This window comes from Roseateles sp. P4_D2 (assembly GCF_056401875.1).
Genome location: NZ_JBFUIM010000003.1, coordinates 247,069 through 264,073, shown reverse-complemented (window position 1 = coordinate 264,073; position 17,005 = coordinate 247,069). Strand labels below are relative to the sequence as shown.

Annotated in this window: 12 protein-coding genes; all 12 read right to left on the bottom strand. The window is 68.2% G+C overall.

Annotated features, from left to right (window positions below; translation table 11 throughout):
- Positions 1-61: 61 nt before the first annotated feature.
- Complete coding sequence (locus tag AC1DW0_RS06950) at positions 62-2,137, bottom strand: TonB-dependent receptor (RefSeq protein ID WP_477945232.1); 2,076 nt, start codon at positions 2,135-2,137, stop codon at positions 62-64.
- Between the two features lie 118 nt (positions 2,138-2,255).
- Positions 2,256-2,810, bottom strand: a complete 555-nt coding sequence (locus tag AC1DW0_RS06945) for a hypothetical protein (protein ID WP_477945231.1) — start codon at positions 2,808-2,810, stop codon at positions 2,256-2,258.
- A gap of 105 nt (positions 2,811-2,915) precedes the next feature.
- The gene (locus AC1DW0_RS06940) at positions 2,916-6,125 is read right to left on the bottom strand and encodes a hybrid sensor histidine kinase/response regulator (RefSeq protein ID WP_457390035.1); all 3,210 of its coding nucleotides are present in this window, start codon (positions 6,123-6,125) and stop codon (positions 2,916-2,918) included.
- 8 nt (positions 6,126-6,133) lie between these two features.
- A complete protein-coding gene (locus AC1DW0_RS06935) occupies positions 6,134-7,711 on the bottom strand; it encodes an ABC transporter substrate-binding protein (RefSeq protein WP_477945230.1) in 1,578 nt (525 codons plus the stop codon).
- Between the two features lie 175 nt (positions 7,712-7,886).
- Positions 7,887-10,331 (bottom strand): TonB-dependent receptor, encoded by a 2,445-nt coding sequence (locus tag AC1DW0_RS06930; protein WP_477945229.1) that lies wholly within the window; start codon positions 10,329-10,331, stop codon positions 7,887-7,889.
- A gap of 229 nt (positions 10,332-10,560) precedes the next feature.
- The gene (locus AC1DW0_RS06925) at positions 10,561-11,049 is read right to left on the bottom strand and encodes a CYTH domain-containing protein (RefSeq protein WP_477945228.1); all 489 of its coding nucleotides are present in this window, start codon (positions 11,047-11,049) and stop codon (positions 10,561-10,563) included.
- Between the two features lie 3 nt (positions 11,050-11,052).
- The gene (locus AC1DW0_RS06920) at positions 11,053-12,285 is read right to left on the bottom strand and encodes a DEAD/DEAH box helicase (protein ID WP_457355805.1); all 1,233 of its coding nucleotides are present in this window, start codon (positions 12,283-12,285) and stop codon (positions 11,053-11,055) included.
- A gap of 15 nt (positions 12,286-12,300) precedes the next feature.
- Positions 12,301-12,891: a methylated-DNA--[protein]-cysteine S-methyltransferase gene (locus tag AC1DW0_RS06915; protein WP_457325336.1), complete on the bottom strand. Its 591-nt coding sequence runs from the start codon at positions 12,889-12,891 to the stop codon at positions 12,301-12,303.
- Positions 12,866-13,819, bottom strand: a complete 954-nt coding sequence (locus tag AC1DW0_RS06910) for an MBL fold metallo-hydrolase (protein WP_477945227.1) — start codon at positions 13,817-13,819, stop codon at positions 12,866-12,868. Before AC1DW0_RS06910 ends, AC1DW0_RS06915 begins: the two co-directional genes overlap by 26 nt.
- Positions 13,816-15,270 (bottom strand): serine hydrolase domain-containing protein, encoded by a 1,455-nt coding sequence (locus tag AC1DW0_RS06905; protein WP_477945226.1) that lies wholly within the window; start codon positions 15,268-15,270, stop codon positions 13,816-13,818. Before AC1DW0_RS06905 ends, AC1DW0_RS06910 begins: the two co-directional genes overlap by 4 nt.
- Before the next feature lie 50 nt (positions 15,271-15,320).
- Entirely contained in the window at positions 15,321-16,274 is a 954-nt protein-coding gene (dusA, locus tag AC1DW0_RS06900; RefSeq protein WP_477945339.1) for a tRNA dihydrouridine(20/20a) synthase DusA, read from the bottom strand.
- A gap of 120 nt (positions 16,275-16,394) precedes the next feature.
- A complete protein-coding gene (locus AC1DW0_RS06895) occupies positions 16,395-16,976 on the bottom strand; it encodes a lectin-like protein (RefSeq protein WP_457325510.1) in 582 nt (193 codons plus the stop codon).
- Positions 16,977-17,005 lie beyond the last annotated feature (29 nt).

The following is a 17,005-nucleotide window of genomic DNA, read 5'->3' as shown; positions in this document are numbered from 1 at the left end:
CAGAAGGCGCATGACTCCAGTGCATTGCCCGGGCCGGGCCGCGTGCAAAAGCGTCGTCTCTTCAGAACCCCATCTTCAGCGTCACCCGCACCGTGCGCGGCTCGGCCGGGTGGACGTGACGGTCGGCCACCGACGCCGCCTCGCCGGGCAGTTGCGACTCGTAGAAGTACTCGATGTCGTTGAGCTTGCGGTCCATCAGGTTGAACACGTCCACCGTCAGCTCGGCCTTGTCCCACAGCTTGCGGCTGACGCGCAGATTCGTCGTCAGCGACGAGCGCGAGCGCACGCTGTTGTCCTCGACCAGCGAGCCCGAGCCGAGGTAACGCCACTGCAGGCTGGCCGACCAGGGACCAAGGTCGCGCAGCGTGACGGCGATCGATCCGACCTTGTCGACGGCATTGGGAATGCGGTTGCCCGCGGGGTCGAAATCGGCAAAACGGGCACGCGTCCAGGCCAGGTCGGCGTCGATGAGCAACCAGGGCACAGGGACATAGCGGTTGTTCCACTCAAGCCCATGACGTTTGCTGGGCCGGGTGGCCTCGGTCGCGCCCGCGTCGCCCACATAGACGAGTTCGGAGTCGAAGTCCAGCTTCCAGATCGCGACCGAACTCTGCAGGCCCGGCACCCATTCGGTCCGTGCACCCAGCTCCAGGCCACGCGCCGCGACAAGACCCGGCACCTTGTCGACCGCGTCTCCGGTCTTGGGGTCGATGGTGGCCGTCGTGCCACGCGCGTCATTGCTGTGAAAGCCACGGCCCGCGTTGAAGAAGAACTCAGTCTTGGCCCACGGCCCGGCGATCAGCGAGAACTTGGGCGACAGCAGGTGGGCCGAGGCGCTGCCGGAGTTGGCGGCGTTGCTGTAGCTATGCACCTTGAAGCGCGCCTCGTCCGCGCGCAGGCCGATGACGCCGCGCAGCCAGGGCGTCAGCTCGACGGAGGTCTGGCCGTAGACGCCAAGCTCGGTCTCGCGTACCTCGTCGTCGCGCGTCGTTGCGGTGATGCGGCGCTCCACGGTGTCGTAAAGGCCGACGCGGATGCGGTCATGGCGCAGCTGCAGGCCGATCTCGCTGCGGGCCGGCAGGTCGCCCAGGCGGTGGTCGACGGCGTGGCTGGCATTGGCGCCGTAGACGCTGCGCCTGTCCTGCTGCAGGAACTGGTCGCCGTCGTCGGGCCGCTCCAGCGCGTAGGTGAAGTTGGAGAAGAGCTTGAGCCGGTAGTTCATCGCATAGGCCGCGACGTTGGTGGTCTCTGTGCCGGTATTGCGATGCCATTCACCGGACAGGCTGCTGCGGCGCGTCTCGCCGCCGTCGCTCTTGTCGATGGCATCGAAGCGGCCGAACGGCTGGCCGTTGAAGCTGCCGGCTGTGATGAGACGCTCGGGCACCTGGTCGGTCGAGGTCCACCGGGCGTCATAGGTCATCAGGCTCGTGCTCCAGCCCTCGGCGCGCGTGCCACCCGAAAGAATCAGCACACCGTTTGTCTTGCGCAGGTGTTCGGGCAACTGCCACGGCCCGTCGTTGTGCTGCACCTCGATGGCGCCCAGCAGATGCATCTCGCCCAGCTGCGTGAAGCCGACGCCAACAAAGCGCTGGAACTGGCGCTGGCCCAGCGTCAATGCGGCGAAGCTTTCGTCCAGCGTGTTGCGGTAGGCGATGTCGGCCGAGCCGGCGGCGGCGAAGTCGCTGTTCTTCGCAAAGTACGGGCCCTTGCGGTACTCGATGCGGTCGACGAGCTCGGGGATCAGGAAGTTCAGGTCCGAGTAGCCCTGACCGTGGCCGTGAGACGGCATGTTGACCGGCAGGCCATTGACCGTGGTGGCGAAGTCGGTGCCATGGTCAAGGTTGAAGCCGCGCAGGAAGTACTGGTTGGCCTTGCCGTCACCCGAATGCTGCGTGACGATGAGGCCGGGCACGAACTCCAGCACCTCGCCCGGGCGCAGCGCGGGGCGGCTCTTCAGCAGCTCGGCGCGGATGGTGCCTTGGGACGCGGCGTCGGTGCTGCCGATGGCGTTGTCGTAATGGCGGCCGGTGATCTCGACCTTTTCAAGCACGGCTGAGGGTTCGGCCCGGGCTGCGGAGGCGGCGAGCAGGCAGGCGACGGCCAGCAGCGTCGGCTGGAAGCGGCAATGTTTGGGCATGGGTGCTCTCGGCAAGCCTGCGCGCGTGCGCAGGCACCGCAAATCCAGTCAGGACGGGCGGAAGTCAGGGGGTCGGACTGACGCAGCAAGCGCCATGGCACGCGAAGGCGCCTGTCGATCAGCCGCGAGGAGGGGTCAACGGCGGCGCGACGACACGGTCGCGCCAATCGAGGCGAGTCGCGGCAGGGTGATCGCCGCCCTCGCCCATCGGCAAGGTCAAGCCTGCCGGCAGCCAGGCGAGGAAGGCCGTCACAGCGCCCTGGGCGGTGTCGTCAGCCGGATCGCCGACCTCGAGCACGTCGGCGTCGTGCTGGGAGTGATTGTGAAAGACACCCCCATGCTCGTGCATTTCCGCGCCATGCCCATTGCTCAGCACCTGAGAGCGCTTGGAGCCCTGCAGCCGCGGGTCCTGTGCGGCGTGCAGATGGTCCAGCAGGGCGCGCAGTGGCTGAGTCAGGCCCGCCAGCACGGCGTCATGCCGAGTCGCCGTGCCGATATGCACATGCCTGTGGCCTTGGAGGCCCGCAACGAGTTGCACCACGCCCTGGAGCGGCAACACGACGAGCAGCAGCACCAGGACGGCAGCACGCGTTCGATGGAGCAGTGATGACAGGGTGGGTGGCACGGGCGTGATGACAAAGGAACCGAGGCGGGCGCAGGCCAGGCGACGCATCTTCGGTCACCAGCATTGCCCGCGTATGACATTCGCTTGCTTGTCCTACGTGGGCCATCGGTGGCCGGATTCACTGAAGGCGTCGCCGCAGCCTGGCAATGACGATCACGCGGCCTGCGCGGTCTCACTCTCGACGGCCCGGAGCTCGTCGACGACCTTGTCGAGGTGGCTCGCCACGTCATGCACCATGGCGTCCACCTCGGCGTCGCGCGCGCCATGCAGGCACCCCCGCTCCAACGCAGCGGCAGCGGCCTGCACCGCATGCATGCCGAGCGTTCCGGACAGGCCCTTGAGGTCGTGCGCGGCGCGCATGGCGGCGTCGGCGTCGCCTGCACGGCGTGCGGCGTTGAAACGCTGCGCGAAATCGGCCTCGCGGTCGCGGAACATGCTCAGCACACGGCGGTACAGCACGCCGTTGCCGCCGACATTGGCCAAGCCGCAATGCGCGTCGATGCCGTTCAGCGCCTGCAACGCGTCGGCGCTGCCGTCGTTGCCCACCACCACCAAACCGCTCGGTTTGACCCATTTCGCGAGGGTGGCGAACATCTCATCGACCTTGATCGGTTTGGCGATGTGATCGTTCATGCCCGCCGCGATGACGGCTTCGCGGTCGCCGACCATCGCATTGGCGGTCATGGCGATCACGGGCAGCGCCTGCAGCGCCGGCTGCTGGCGCAACGCCCGCGTCGCTGCATAACCGTCCATGACGGGCATCTGGCAGTCCATGAGCACTGCATCAAAACGCTCGCTGGCCAGCTTGCGCAGCGCTTCCTCGCCATTGCCGGCGACGCTGACGACGATACCGGCGCGGCTGAGCAGGTCGACGGCCAGTTCCTGGTTGATCGCGTTGTCCTCCACCAGCAGCACATGGGCACCGGCCAGCGCCTTTCGATGGTCGAGCTGTGCTTCTTCGCGCCGCGCATTGCGCGTGGGGACGGCAAGCGAGCGTCCGAGTGCGGCAGCGCAGGCATCCAGCAAGGTCGAGGGCGTGACCGGCTTGGTCAGCAGCGCGCCGGCCCGCAGCTTGCGCTCGGCCAGGCGCTGCCTCACCTCTTCGCGGCTGAAGGCCGTGGCCAGCATGACCAGGGGTGCCGGGTGGCGCAGCTCGGTCTGCTGGGCCAGCGCCTGCGCGCAGGCCACGCCGTCCATGCCCGGCATCTTCCAGTCGAGCAGCAGCAGTTGGAAGGGTGCGTCGCCCGCGTCGGCCTGCATCACCAGGCGCAGCGCTTCTTCGCCACCTGCGGCGGTATCGACCTGCAGGCCCAGCGTGCCGCACATCGTCGCGAGCAGCTCGCGCGCGGCGGCGTTGTCGTCGACGACCAGCACACGCGTGCCGCGCAGGCTGGTGTCCATGGCCGCGTCCGCAGCGCCAGGCTGCAACCCGAAATGCAGCTCGAAGTGCAGACGGCTGCCGCGGCCCAGCTCGCTCTCGACGGTGAGCTCGCCGCCCATCAGTTTCACCAGGTGGCGGCTGATCGCCAGCCCGAGGCCGGTGCCGCCATAGCGCCGGCTGGTCGAGGCATCGGCCTGCGTGAAGGGCTGGAACAGGCGTTGCAGTTGTTCAGGGCTCATGCCGATGCCGGAATCACCCACGGTGAAGCGCAGCCGGGCCGATTCGCCGTCCCGTTCCACCATCTTCACGGCGACGATGACCTCGCCACTGTCGCTGAACTTGACGGCGTTGTTGCCCAGGTTGAGCAACACCTGGCCCAGGCGCGATGGGTCGCCCACCAGTGCCCGGGGGACCGCGAGCGGCAAGTCCAGCAGCAGCTCCAGGCCCTTCTCGTCGGCCTTCAGGCCCACAACATTGCTCAGGTTGTCCAGCACGTCGCCAAGGCTGAACGGGATCGTCTCGATGTCGAGCTTGCCGGCCTCGATCTTGGAGAAGTCGAGGATGTCATTGATGATGACCAGCAGCGATTCCGCCGCCGCATGCGCCTTCTGGATGTAGTTGTGCTGCTGCGGGTTGAGGCCGCTTTGCAGCGCCAGGTGGGACATGCCCAGGATCGCGTTCATCGGCGTGCGGATCTCATGGCTCATGTTGGCCAGGAAGCTGCTCTTGGCCTGGTTGGCAAGCTCGGCAACATTCTTGGCCTGCTGCGCTTCGCTGTAGGCGGCTTCCAGGTCGGCAATCGTGTGGGCCAGGCGGGCCGTCATCGAATTGAAGCTGGTGGCCAGCATGCCGGTCTCATCGCGCGCTTCGACGGGCGCCTGGGCGGTGAGGTCGCCAGCGGCGATCCGTGCCGCCACCTGGGTCAGGCGCTGCACCGGCCCGACGATGCTGCGCCGAAGCAGGAACGCCAAGGCTGCACCGAATGCCAGCGCGGCCAGGCCACCGACAGCCGTTTGGGCACGCGAGCGGGCCAGGCTGTCCCGAGCCCGCGACAGCTCGGTCTGCAGTTGCGCCTGCTGCTCGGCGGTGATCTGGTGCAGCAGGTCGAGAAGCCCTTGCGCCTGCGGCACGACCTCGGTCCGATACAGGTAGAGGTCCTCGTAGGCACGCGCGCTGTCCTGGATCGTGCGGATGCGCAGGGTCAGCTCGGTCAGCGCGGCCCGCGCCGCTGCGATGCGGTCCAGGTGGGCGCGCTGCGCAGCCGTGAGCAAGGGGCGACGGGCGTAGAGCCCGTCCCACAAGGCCGCATTGGTGACCAGCTGCGAGCTGTACGTCAGCCTGAAGTTGCCTTCGCCCGAGGCGCCGAACGCCATCACGTTGGTGGCCAGCACATCGAACGAACTCTGGAAGGTAAGCATCTCCGCCAGCACTTCGCGGTTCACCGCGTCGGCAGGGCGCGAATTCTGCAACTTGATCATGGCCTCGGTCTCGGCCAGCACACGCACCCGCTGCGCCTGCACGTCCATGCTCGACAGTCGCAGCGCCGGCCGGTTGCGCAAGGTGTCCTCGTGCAGCTCGAACAGCTGTGGCGGCAGGCGTTTCCAGCGCGCGTAACGCTCGTTCAAGGCCTGCACCTGCTTGCGCTCGCCCTCCTCCCAGCCGTCGGCCAATTCCTCCAGCGATGTCAGCGCACTCTCGAACGCCCCGCGTGCCGCGTGGTAGTGCCCGATGTCTTCGCGGTCAGAGAGCACCAGGAAGCCGCGCAGGTGCAGCTGCATGCTCAGCAGCGCCTCCTGCGCCTGGGCCGACGCCCGCGAGGCCGGCGCCCGCAGGCCTTCGCTGATTTCGATGTCCCGGCTGGCGTTGCGGCCCGCCAGGATGGCGAGTGCCACCACCAGCAGCGTCAGCCCGACGAGGACCCCGACGCCGACGGTCAGCTTGGTGCCGATGCCCAGTGACGCTACCCGGAAATTCCAGCGCATGCCCGTGATCAATAGCCCAGTGAAGTTCGATACGCCTCTCGTTGCCGCTCGCGGCCGAGCCGGATCGTGATCTCTTCGAAATCGACGGCAGCGGCCTCGAGCGCTTCTGCCGGACTCAATTGACCGGCCGCCGCCTGCATGAGGCGCAGATCCAGCGCCAGCACATAGCTGTAGGTTCCAGGGATTCGCAGGTAGGGGATCTGCTGCTTGTTGCTGAAAGTGCGTTCGAACGCGCTGAGATAGTCGCGGACGTCGGCCGGGTCCCAGTTCGCTCGCAGATACGGCGCCAGGCTGCCCGTGCCTTCAGGCGGCAGCATCTGGGATTTGCGCCCCGGATCGACGCCGTCCCAGCCCCGCGCCGCATAGACCTGCGACTTCTCCTTCGCCGCCAGCAGCGCCAGCAGGAAGTACGCGGCCTCGGGCACCTTCGAATACTTGGAAATCACGCCGGCCCAGGAGGCACCGCTGGTGTTGCCGACCTGGTTGACGCCTGCGGTGCTGGTCCATTTGCCCCGCGCGATGTCGTAGTACGCGTGCGTTCCGGGCGCCGGCGCAGCGCCGGTCTTGCCCCTGACCTTGCTGCCCTGTTGTTGAGCCAGCGCGCCGAGGTCGCCCCAGGTGAGCGCAAACGCCGCGCGGCCCGCCAGGAAATGGTCCCAGCCACGGCCATGGTTCCAGGTCAGCATCTCGCGCGGGCCGAACTTCACCAGTTCAACGAACAACTCGAGGGCGCGCACGTGGCCGGGGCTCTTGATCAGCGGCTCCATCGTCTGCGGGTCGAACCAGTACAGCCGCGCATTGGTGGGGCCGATGACGAACGACGCCGACAGCGTCATGTAATTGAACATGCCCTGGCTGCCCGGCTGCAGCGCCAGCACGATGCCGTGATCCGGCGTGCCGTCGCCATTCATGTCCTGGCCGTTGAAGTACTCGACCTCATCGCGCAACTGCGCCCAGGTCTGCGGCACCGCCAGCGGGTAGCCGTACTTCTGCCTGAACGCCGCCTGGTGCCGCGGGTGGTTCAGCAAGTCGCGACGGTAGTACAGCACCTGGCCGTCGTGGTCGTAGGCGACCATGTACTTCTTGCCGCCGTAGGACAGCAGGGTGCGCGGGCCGGGCAGTACGTCGTCGATGTCCCACTTCGGAAATCGCGGGTCGTTGTAGAACTTCTCATACGACAGCAGGTGCCCGCCAGCCACCATGTCGCCGACCCACCAGGCAGCGGCAATCGACGCGTCGTACTTGCCGGTGTGGGTGGTCATGTCCGAGATGATGGTCGGGTAGTGCTCCACACCGGCCAAGCGCACGATGTCGAGTTGAGCACCGGTGGCCGCCTCGAACTCCTGCTTCACTTCGAGCAGCGCCACGCTGATCGCGCTCTTGGTGGCGATCACCGTCACCTTCTGACCCGCAAACAGGCACGTACCCGGCGCGCAGGCTGGCAGCACACGCGGCACGGGGACATCGTTGGCCTGGCCAACCGTGACGGTGGTGCTCTCGGGCCTGACGGGCGCGTTGGCCTCCGGGCCGTCAGCGGCCTGTGCCAGCGGGATCCAGCCGGTCAACAGCACCAGGCATGCACCCATGAGCCTGCTCAGAGTCATGTCGCCTCCATGAGGCCGGGGGTGCGTCGATATCGGAGGGCCTTGCGCAACCCACCGAATCGAGCCAAGCCGTGCTCACCAACCTCGATCCCACTCTATTCCACATCTCCAGTCCGCGGATTGGTGTTTGGCCGTACCGGCCCCTGTGCCGCTCGAGTCACCATTCCTGGGTCAGCGTCAGGCGAACATTGCGGCCAAACAGCGGTCGGCCATAGATGGCATCGGCCGAACCCTGCCCGGCCACCGCATCGGCGCGCGGGTTGCCTTCGGTCAGGCCCTTGGCGTTGGTGGCGTTGTCCACCATCAGCTGCACGGTGGTGCCGCCCCTGCTGGCCGACGTGCCCAGCGCCAGGGTCTGGTAGGCCGGCAGCGCCGTCGTGTTCTGCAGATCGACGTAGCGCCTTCCAGTGAAGTTGAAGCGGGCGTAGGCGCTGGCCTGCCAGTCCGCCACGGCGAAGTGGACGGTGGGACGGATATTGCCCCAGGCCTTGGGCTGGCGGATGGGCAACTTGCCTTCGGTCGTCAGCGACTGGTTGCCGGCGGCGCTGACCATGTTGCCGGACTTGGCCGGGCTGTAGGTCGCCGCGCCGTCCAACGTGAAACTTGAAATGAGGCGCCACGAGAATTCGAACTCCACGCCAGGGCTCTTCACGTCGCCGATGAAGACCTGATTCGTGATGGTTCCAGTGGCGGGGTTGATTTCGGCCACCGTCGTCGCAAAGGGCTTGAACTGGCTCAGGAAGACGGTGGCGAAAGCCGAGAACGGCTCGGTCGAGTACTTCAAGCCGGCCTCGTACTGCTTGGCCTTGGTCGTCGTCGGCGCAGCGAATGTGTAGACGTTGATTTCCCCCGGCAGACGGTAGGCCACGGAGGCGCGCGCATACACGCCCATGGCTCGCGTGAGCTCCTGATTGACACCGACGGTCCAGGAAGTCGGGTGGCCGTCAATCGGGCGCGGGGCGTTGACGCCGGTGTAACCCAGCGTCGAGTTGTCGGCCAGGGTGGCGGCGTTGCCCAGGTCGTACCGGGCCGTGTTCTTGCTGTAGCCGTCGCCCTTGTAGCCGCTGCGCCGGACACCGAAATCCAGCGCAGTCTGCGGCGCCGGCTTCCAGGTGTCGGCAAGGTAGACCGAGGTCTGGGTGACCGTGGACTCGCCGCCGATCAGCGTGGATGAGTAGCGCAGCACGCCGTTGTCGGTGACGCGGCCCAGCACGGCGCCGCTGGCGTCATAGGCGACCAGGTCCAGCGGCCGGGGCTTGCCGGCCAACTCCAGCAGCAAGTCCTGGAAGCGCAGGTTCATCGTGGACTTGTAGCGCGACAGCAGCAGGCCGCCGGTCAGGCTGTGCCGGCCGGCAAGTTCAAAGTCGCGGGTCACGCGCAGGTCGTTGGAAATGGTGTTGAAGTCGTTCTGGATCGAGCGGTAGCCCGCCTGCGCGACCAGGCCCGATGCGCCGTACGGGTCGTAGGCCCCGGACTGGCCGGCGTAGGTGTAGCCCAGGCGGTTGACGCCGGCACCGAACGCCGTGCGTGAGGCAGTCAGGAAGCTGGCGGCAAAGGTGTTGGCGTCCGCCGGGTTGACGGTCGAGTACAAGGCATCGAAGTCGAGTTTGCCTTTCGTCAGCCTCAGCTTCTCGCTGAGCTGCCATCCACCCAGGTTGAGGTTGAGATCCACGCCGGTGTTGAAGTAGCGCAGGTGCCGGCCGTTGGACAGGTCACGCGATTCGGTGGCACTGCCCGCGCCGCCCACGGTCGGGTAGATGAACTTGACGTTGCGCAGATACGGCGAATTCAGCGTGCCCTTGAAGTAGTCGATGTAGGGGTTCAGCGACTTGGACGGATCGCGCGGGTCTGCCACGGGAATAGGCAGCAGGAACACATTGCTGTCGTCGAAGACTTTGGCAAAAAACCTGGCCTCACCGTTGTCCAGCCTGTGCCGGATGTTCAGCCGCAACTGGCCGCCGGTGTCGCTGGGAAAGCCGTTGTCGCGGTAGCCCTGATGCCTGCGGTAGAAGCCGCCGACGGCGTAGTAGGTCCGGTCGGCCAGCTTGCCGGAGGCGAAGCCGTCGAAGCGATACAGGCCGGTGTCGCCCAGCGTGAGCCGGGCGCCGTGCTCCGCCACTTCACCGCCCTGGCGCGTGATCAGGTTGAGGATGGCGGCCGCGTTGTCCGCAAATATCGGCGCTGGCCCGCCACGGACGACTTCGACGTTCTGGGTCATCAGGTCCGGGCGCAGCATGACGTCGCCCTTGAAGAAGTACCCGTCGTTCTCCCCGTAGATGAGCATGCCGTCTTCCTGGAACGTGAAGAAGTTCGACTCGTTCGGAATGCCACGCACGCGATAGATGTTCTGGGCCTCGCCGCCGGTAGCTTCGGCCTGCACACCCGGCACCTGACCGAGGAGATCCGCCGTGTTCAGCGGTCCGAGCTTGTCGATGTCCGAAGACGACAGGCTCGAAACGACGTAAGACGTGTCGAACTTGCGGCGGGCCACACCCGTGCCGGTGACCACCATCCGGTCCAGGCTCAGGCGGTTGGCCGCCGGGGGCGTCGACGGGGCTGTCGCTGCGGACGAGGGGGCGCTGGCGGCAGGTCCAGCGCTCAAGGGCGTGTCCTGCGCGTGTGCGGCGACGACCATCGCTAGAGTGGCTAGCGCGACTACTGTCTGCGGGAGCCTCGGGCGGAGCGTTGGAGCGTGTTTCACGTTGTCTCCAGATGTATCGCCGAACTCTTGCAGTGTAGGCAGGCGAGAGGCGAGGCGCCAGACGAGGATGAGCGTCCGCTTTGACCTGCGTCATGGCCCGGCGCGGGCCATGGGTGTCGAACTCGCCGTGTTACGAGTCCGCGGCCCGGCCGGCCGGCCAGCGCGTGAACGGGTTCACCGCCAGGTTGGCATTGACGTAACGGCCATCGCCGGTCACTTCGGCACCCAGCCAGTCCGGCCGGGCAAAGACCTGGCCCTCGGCCGCCAGCTCGATTTCCGCGACCACGAGGCCGGCGTTGGCTCCCAGGAATTCGTCAACCTCCCAGGTCATGCCCTCATGCGGGCACAGGTGGCGGATCTTCTCGACGAGCGGGCCATCGCACAGCGCCAGCAGCTGTCGGGCGTCAGTGAGCGGAATCTCATATTCAAACTCGGCCCGCGTGGCCCCCTGGGTCGCACCCTTGATGGTCAGGAAGGCCTGTTCACCGGCGATGCGCACGCGCACCGTGCGCGCCGGGTCACGGCTCAGATAGCCCTGGCTGAAGCGGGTCTGCGCCGCGGCCGGCTGGCGCCAGCCGTCGCCGGTGACGAGGAATTTGCGTTCGATCTCAATGCCCATCGCTCATTCCCCACGCGCCGCGGCCTCGCGCAGCTTGTCCTTCTTGCTCTTGCGCGTCGTGCTCTTGATGCCGCCGATGGCCTGGGCTTCGGTGGCGACTGCCTCGGGCTCGAAGCCCTCCAGCCGCTCGCGTGGCACGCGCTGGCCCTGGCGCTTCTCGATGAGGCGGAAGTGGCTCTCGGCGTTCTCGGCGCTGTCTGCGCAGATGAAGCTGACTGCCACGCCGGTGGCGCCGGCGCGGCCGGTGCGACCGATGCGGTGGGTGTAGTCGGCGGCCGAGCGCGGCAGCTCGTAGTTGACGACCGCGTCCAGCGCATCGACGTGCAGGCCGCGGGCGGCGACGTCGGTCGCGACAAGCACCTTGACGCTGCCGTTCTTCAGCGCCGCCAGCACGTCGCTGCGCGCACCCTGGCTCAGCTCGCCATGCAAGGCGCCGGCCTTGAAGCCATGGGCGAAAAGCTTGTCCGATACGAGCTCGGCCGTGTAGCGGCTGGCGACGAAGACCAGCGCGCGATCCCAGGCCTCTTCCTTGAGCAGTTGCCGCAGTGCGGGCAGGCGCTGGGCGCGGTCGAGCTGGATGGCACGCTGCGTGATCTGCGGCGGCGCCTCCTGGATGTCGATGCGCACGGGCTCGCGCAGCAACTGCTCGGCCAGCCCCTGCACGGCCGGCGGGCAGGTGGCGGAGAACAGCAGGGTCTGGCGCCGTGCGGGCACCAGCGCCAGCACGCGCTGCAACTCGTCGGCAAAGCCGGCGTTGAGCAGCCGGTCGGCTTCGTCCAGCACCAGGCATTCCACGCCGGCCAGCGTCAGGCCGTTGTGGTCGATCAAGTCCAGCAGGCGGCCCGGCGTGGCCACCATCACGTCGCAGCCGCCGCGCAGCGCCATCAGCTGAGGGTTGATGGACACGCCGCCAAAGGCCAGCGCCACCTTGGGCCGGTGCATCAGCAGCGCGGCGACGTTGCGCATCAGCTCGGCCGTCTGGGCGGCCAGCTCACGCGTCGGCGCCAGCACCAACGCACGCGGGCCTGGGCGAGGCGGCGCGGCGACCAGGCGTTGCAGCAGCGGCAGCACAAAGGCAGCGGTCTTGCCGGAGCCGGTCTGCGCCAGCGCGAGCACGTCGGCGCCGGCCAGAATGGGAGGCAACGCAGCCGACTGCACGGCGGTCGGCGCGTGATAGCCCTGTTCGCGCACGGCGCGCAGCAGGGCGGGCGACAGGCCCAGGGAAGAAAAGGACATGCGCGATTGTCGCGGTCAGAACAACTTCTGCTGATCGCCCGCGAGCTGACCCACGGCGCGGGCCTCGATGAGCAGCATGCGCCGCTTGGTCTCGACGCCGCCCGGCGCCGAGAAGCCCGTGGGCTCACCGCCCGCACCCATCACGCGGTGGCACGGCACGATGGGTGGAAACGGGTTGTCGCCCTCGGCGCGGCCGACCGCGCGCGCCGCACCGGGCTGGCCGAGGGCCGTGGCGATCTCGCCGTAGGTGCGGGTCTGCCCGGGCGGGATGGCGCGGGTCAGCGCATGCACCTGGCGGCGGAACTCGGGGATGCCGCGCTCGTCCAAGGTGATTTCGCTCAGGTCTCGCACCTCGCCGGCCAGCAGCGCGCGAATGCCATCGACGGCATGGGCGATGTGGGCGGGCAGCTCCGTCGTCAGTTCGGCGGTGGGATGTCGGCGCTTCAGTCGCGCCGGGCTGGCTTCAGGCAATAGCGAGGCGACGATGCCCCGCTCGCTCCAGACAACGCCGCAGCGGCCCAGTGCCGTGTCGAAGCTGTGAGCCCAAAGCGGCTCGCCGGCCGGCAGCACCGGGCCGATGTCAGGGTCGTCGACAAAATCGCTCACGTTGTTCGGTCGGTGCTTGCAGCAGGGTCTTGAAATAGTAGCCAAGCATGCCATTGACGCGGGTTCGGCCGGCATCGTCCAGCCAGCTGTCCACACGCGAGCGCCAGACGGCGGCGCAGGCTCCGGGATGCAGGCCCTGGTCGGCGCAGTCCAGCAGGGCCTCGAAGCCGCCACGCCAGCGCTCGAAATCGGCGCGGCTCATGACCGGACCATGGCCAGGTACCAGGCGCTGGAAAGGCTGGGCGGAGAGGCGTGCCAGCGCCTCGCGCCAGGCGGGTGGGCAGGCGGTGTCCATGAAGGGCACCGGCAGCGTGACAAGGTCGCCAGCGGCCAGTGTGCCGGTGGCCGCGTCCAACACCCACAAGTCGCCACCGCTGACGGCGGTTTCGATGCCGATCTGCAGGCGGCGGCCGGCGATGGTCCGGGCCGAGGCTGTCCCAATCTCACGATCGGGGCGCAGGGCCGCAGCCTGGTTCAGCAGTTCGAGGTCAACGCGCATGACGGCCGCCTGATCGGGCGGTGCCGTGGGAATGGCCTCCATCAGCTGGCGGCGGTAGCGGTCCAGCCAGCCATCGGCCGCCAGCGCCTTCGCTACCGCGGGCGACGCCCAGGCTTCAAGCCCAGGCCTTTGCGAACGCAACCAGGCGTTGCCGCCGAGGTGGTCGAGGTGCCAATGCGTGTTCAGCACCGCCCTCACCTGCCCGCCCGCCGCCGCGAGCGCCGCTTCGGCATGAGCGCGGTGGCGGCCGCTGTCGATCAGCAGCCAGCCCTGATCGCCCTGCAGCAGCAGGCTGTTGCCGTCGGGCTGGCGGCCAGCCTCGAAACCACCGGGCACCAGGACGACGCCGAGCGCGAGCGGCTGCGCCGTCACCGCCGCCGCGGCGGCCAGGCACAGCACGGCGGCCCACGCGCGCCGCAGTTTCGTCATGGCGAGTTCTCGCGCACGCCCTGGTCGCCATAGAGCTGCATCGTCACCGCGCCGGCCTCACCGCGCTGGAAGCCAACGCGCACGCCGGTGGGATGGATGAACTGCAGCGGCACGCCATCGGCGGCGATGGGCGTCAGCGCAAGGCGGTCACCGTTGGGAAACACCAGGGTCAGTTGCGCCTTGGCCTGTTCAACCTGCACGCGCACCCCCATGGCGGCGAACAGGTAGCGCCCAGCGAGGCCTTGCAGAGCCGCCTCGTCCACGGCAGCCCGGCGCACGCGCGTCTCGCGGAACTGCGTCCAGCCATAGGCGCGTGACACGGCCGCCAGCAGTTCAGCGCTCAGCGCCCGGCCCGCATCGGCGTTAGCCAGGTAGACGACACCATCACCCGTGTGCAGGTTGATGGCCATGCCGGCGTTGTAGCCCGTCGTGCCGCCGTAGTGGACGAGGACCTGCTGTTCCCCTTCGCCGATAAGCCGGAAGCCGTAGAGATGCCCCTCGACAGGCGTGCCAAGCAGCGTGCGCACGCCGGGTTGGCGGAACACCTGGCTGCGGCCCTGCCAGCCCTTGCGCAGTTCCGTCAGCAGCGTGGCGAGGTCGCCCGCGTCGGACCAAAGGCCGGCCGCGGCGCTTTCGGGCAGGTGCAGCCAGCCGCCCGGTACCGGCGCGGCGTCGCCCTGGTGGCCGGCCGCCACATCGCCACCGGCGCTTTGGCGCTGCAGTGCGAACGTGGCATGGCGCAGGCCGAGCGGCTGGAACAGCCAGCGCTGCATCAGCGGCTCGAAGGCCAGCTTCTGGCTATCCTGCAGAGCGATCTGGGCCAGCGTGTAGCCGCCGCCGGAATAGCGCAGCTGCTCGCCGGGCGGCAGCACGACCTCGGGCCGCGGCGTGTTCGTGCCCGGTGCCGCGGTCGCCACCTCCAACACTGTCGGCACGGGGCCGGCCTGGGCGTAGCCGGGGTAGCCCCCCGGCGTGATGCCCGCGGTGTGCGCGAGCAGCCCACGCAACGTGACGGGGTAATCGGGCGCCTGCCGGCCCGCAGGCAGGCGCAGCGACGTGAGCAGGCCGTTGACGTCGCGGTCCCAGTCCAGCCGGCCGGCGTCCTGCAGGCGCAGCGCGGCAAGCACCGTGACGGGCTTGGCCAGCGAGCCGGCCTGGAACAGCGTGTCGCAACTGACAGCCGGCGCCTGCATCGCACGGCGGCCGTACACGGCCACCCAGTCCACCTCGCCGCCGCGCAGCACCGCCACGGCCAGGCCGGGCACGCCGTGCTCGGCCATGCGGGCGGCCAGCGTCCGCGGCTGCTCTTCGCCGTCGAACACCACCGCAGGCAGCAGGCCCTGCTCGACGGCTTGCCGGCGGGCGGCAGCGCCCGGCTGTTCTTTGCAGGGTGCGGCATGGGCACTGCCCGCCACGGCGAGGCACAGCGCCAGGGCGGCGGTTCGGGTCATGGAGGGATGCATGCTCACATGCTCGCCGAGGGCCGCGCCGCGGCCGGTCGTCATGCCGCGACCGAGGCGCCTTGCACACGCGCCGCGTTGGCGCGCTCGGCCACCTCACGCGGCGGCAGGGTCTTCAGGCGATGGTCGCTCCAGACCTGGCGCCAGCGGCGTGCGCCGGGCGTGCCGTTCCACAGGCCGAGCGCGTGGCGCATCGCATGGGACCAGGAGCGGCCAGCGGCATGCACGCGATCCAGGTAATCCAGCCAGGCGTCTTCGACCTGCTCGCGCGACGCCGCCGGGTCACGTTGGCCGAAAAAGCGCGAGTCCCACTGCGCCATGCTCCAGGGCTCGTGATACGCCTCGCGGCCGATCATGACGCCGTCCAGCACGGCCAGCTGCTCGGCGATCTGGTCCGGCGTCTTCAGGCCGCCGTTGATGGCGATGGTCAGCTGCGGGAATTCGCGCTTGAGCTGCTCCACCAGCTCGTAGCGCAGCGGTGGGATCTCGCGGTTTTCCTTCGGTGAAAGGCCCTGCAGCCAGGCATTGCGGGCATGCACGATGAAGACTTCGCAGCCGGCCTCGGCGACCGTGGCGACGAAGTCGCGGACGAAGTCGTAGCTCTCAATCTTGTCGATGCCGATGCGGTGCTTGACGGTGACCGGCAGCGAGGTGGCATCGCGCATGGCCTTGACGCAGTCGGCCACCAACTGGGGTTCGGCCATCAGGCAGGCCCCGAAGGCGCCCTTCTGCACTCGCTCGCTGGGGCAGCCGCAGTTCAGGTTGACCTCGTCGTAGCCCCAGCGCTCGGCAAGCCTGGCGCAGGCGGCCAAGTCGGCGGGATCGCTGCCACCCAGCTGCAGCGCGACCGGGTGCTCGGTGTCGTTGAAGTCGAGATGACGGGGTTGGTCGCCATGCAGCAAGGCGCCAGTCGTCACCATCTCGGTGTAGAGCAGCGCGCGGCGGGTGATGAGCCGATGGAAATGGCGGCAATGGCGATCGGTCCAGTCCATCATCGGCGCGACGGACAGGCGCCAGGGAGAAAAAGCAGTCACGCAGCGGATTATCCCGGCCCGCAAATGGCAACGCCCGCGTCGGGCTGACGCGGGCGTTGAGAAATGCTGAACCGTGAGGGCTTAGCGGTTGCGGCGGCGGGACACGCCAACGCCCGCCAGGGCGGCCGCCATCACCAGGGCCAGGCTGGCCGGCTCGGGCACGGTGCCGGGGGCGGCGCTGAACTCGACCAGATAGCCGTTGATCTGGCCAGCATTGCCCGGGCCGCCGTGGTCGTTCCAGCCCATGACGGCGCCGAAGTTGGTCTGCAGGTAGTTCTCGCCACCGCAGCAGTTGTTCGGCTCGCCCGGATTCCAGCTGGTGTAGGTCAAGGCCTGGCCGTTCTCGGGACCATCACGCCAGGTGAAAGTGCCTTCATTGCCGGCGTCCGAAGCGCCCAGCCATGCCAGGATGCCACCGGCCACGGTGACGGAAGCGAAGCGGTTTTCGCCGGCGCTGGTGATGGTGGCCAGGTAGCCGGTCATGCCCAGATAGCTCGCGCTCTGGGCCGCCGTGAAGGCATCGTCCCAGCTGACGTTGGCGTCGAAGAACTCGTAGTAGTGGTCATTGCCGCCGGAGGCGGAATCCCACAGCACCGGCGAGGCTTGGGCAGCCTGGCCGAACAGGCCGGTGGCCAGCAAGGCCGTCATGAGCACTTTGCGCATTGTTGTCTCCGTCGAACGTGAAAAATTTT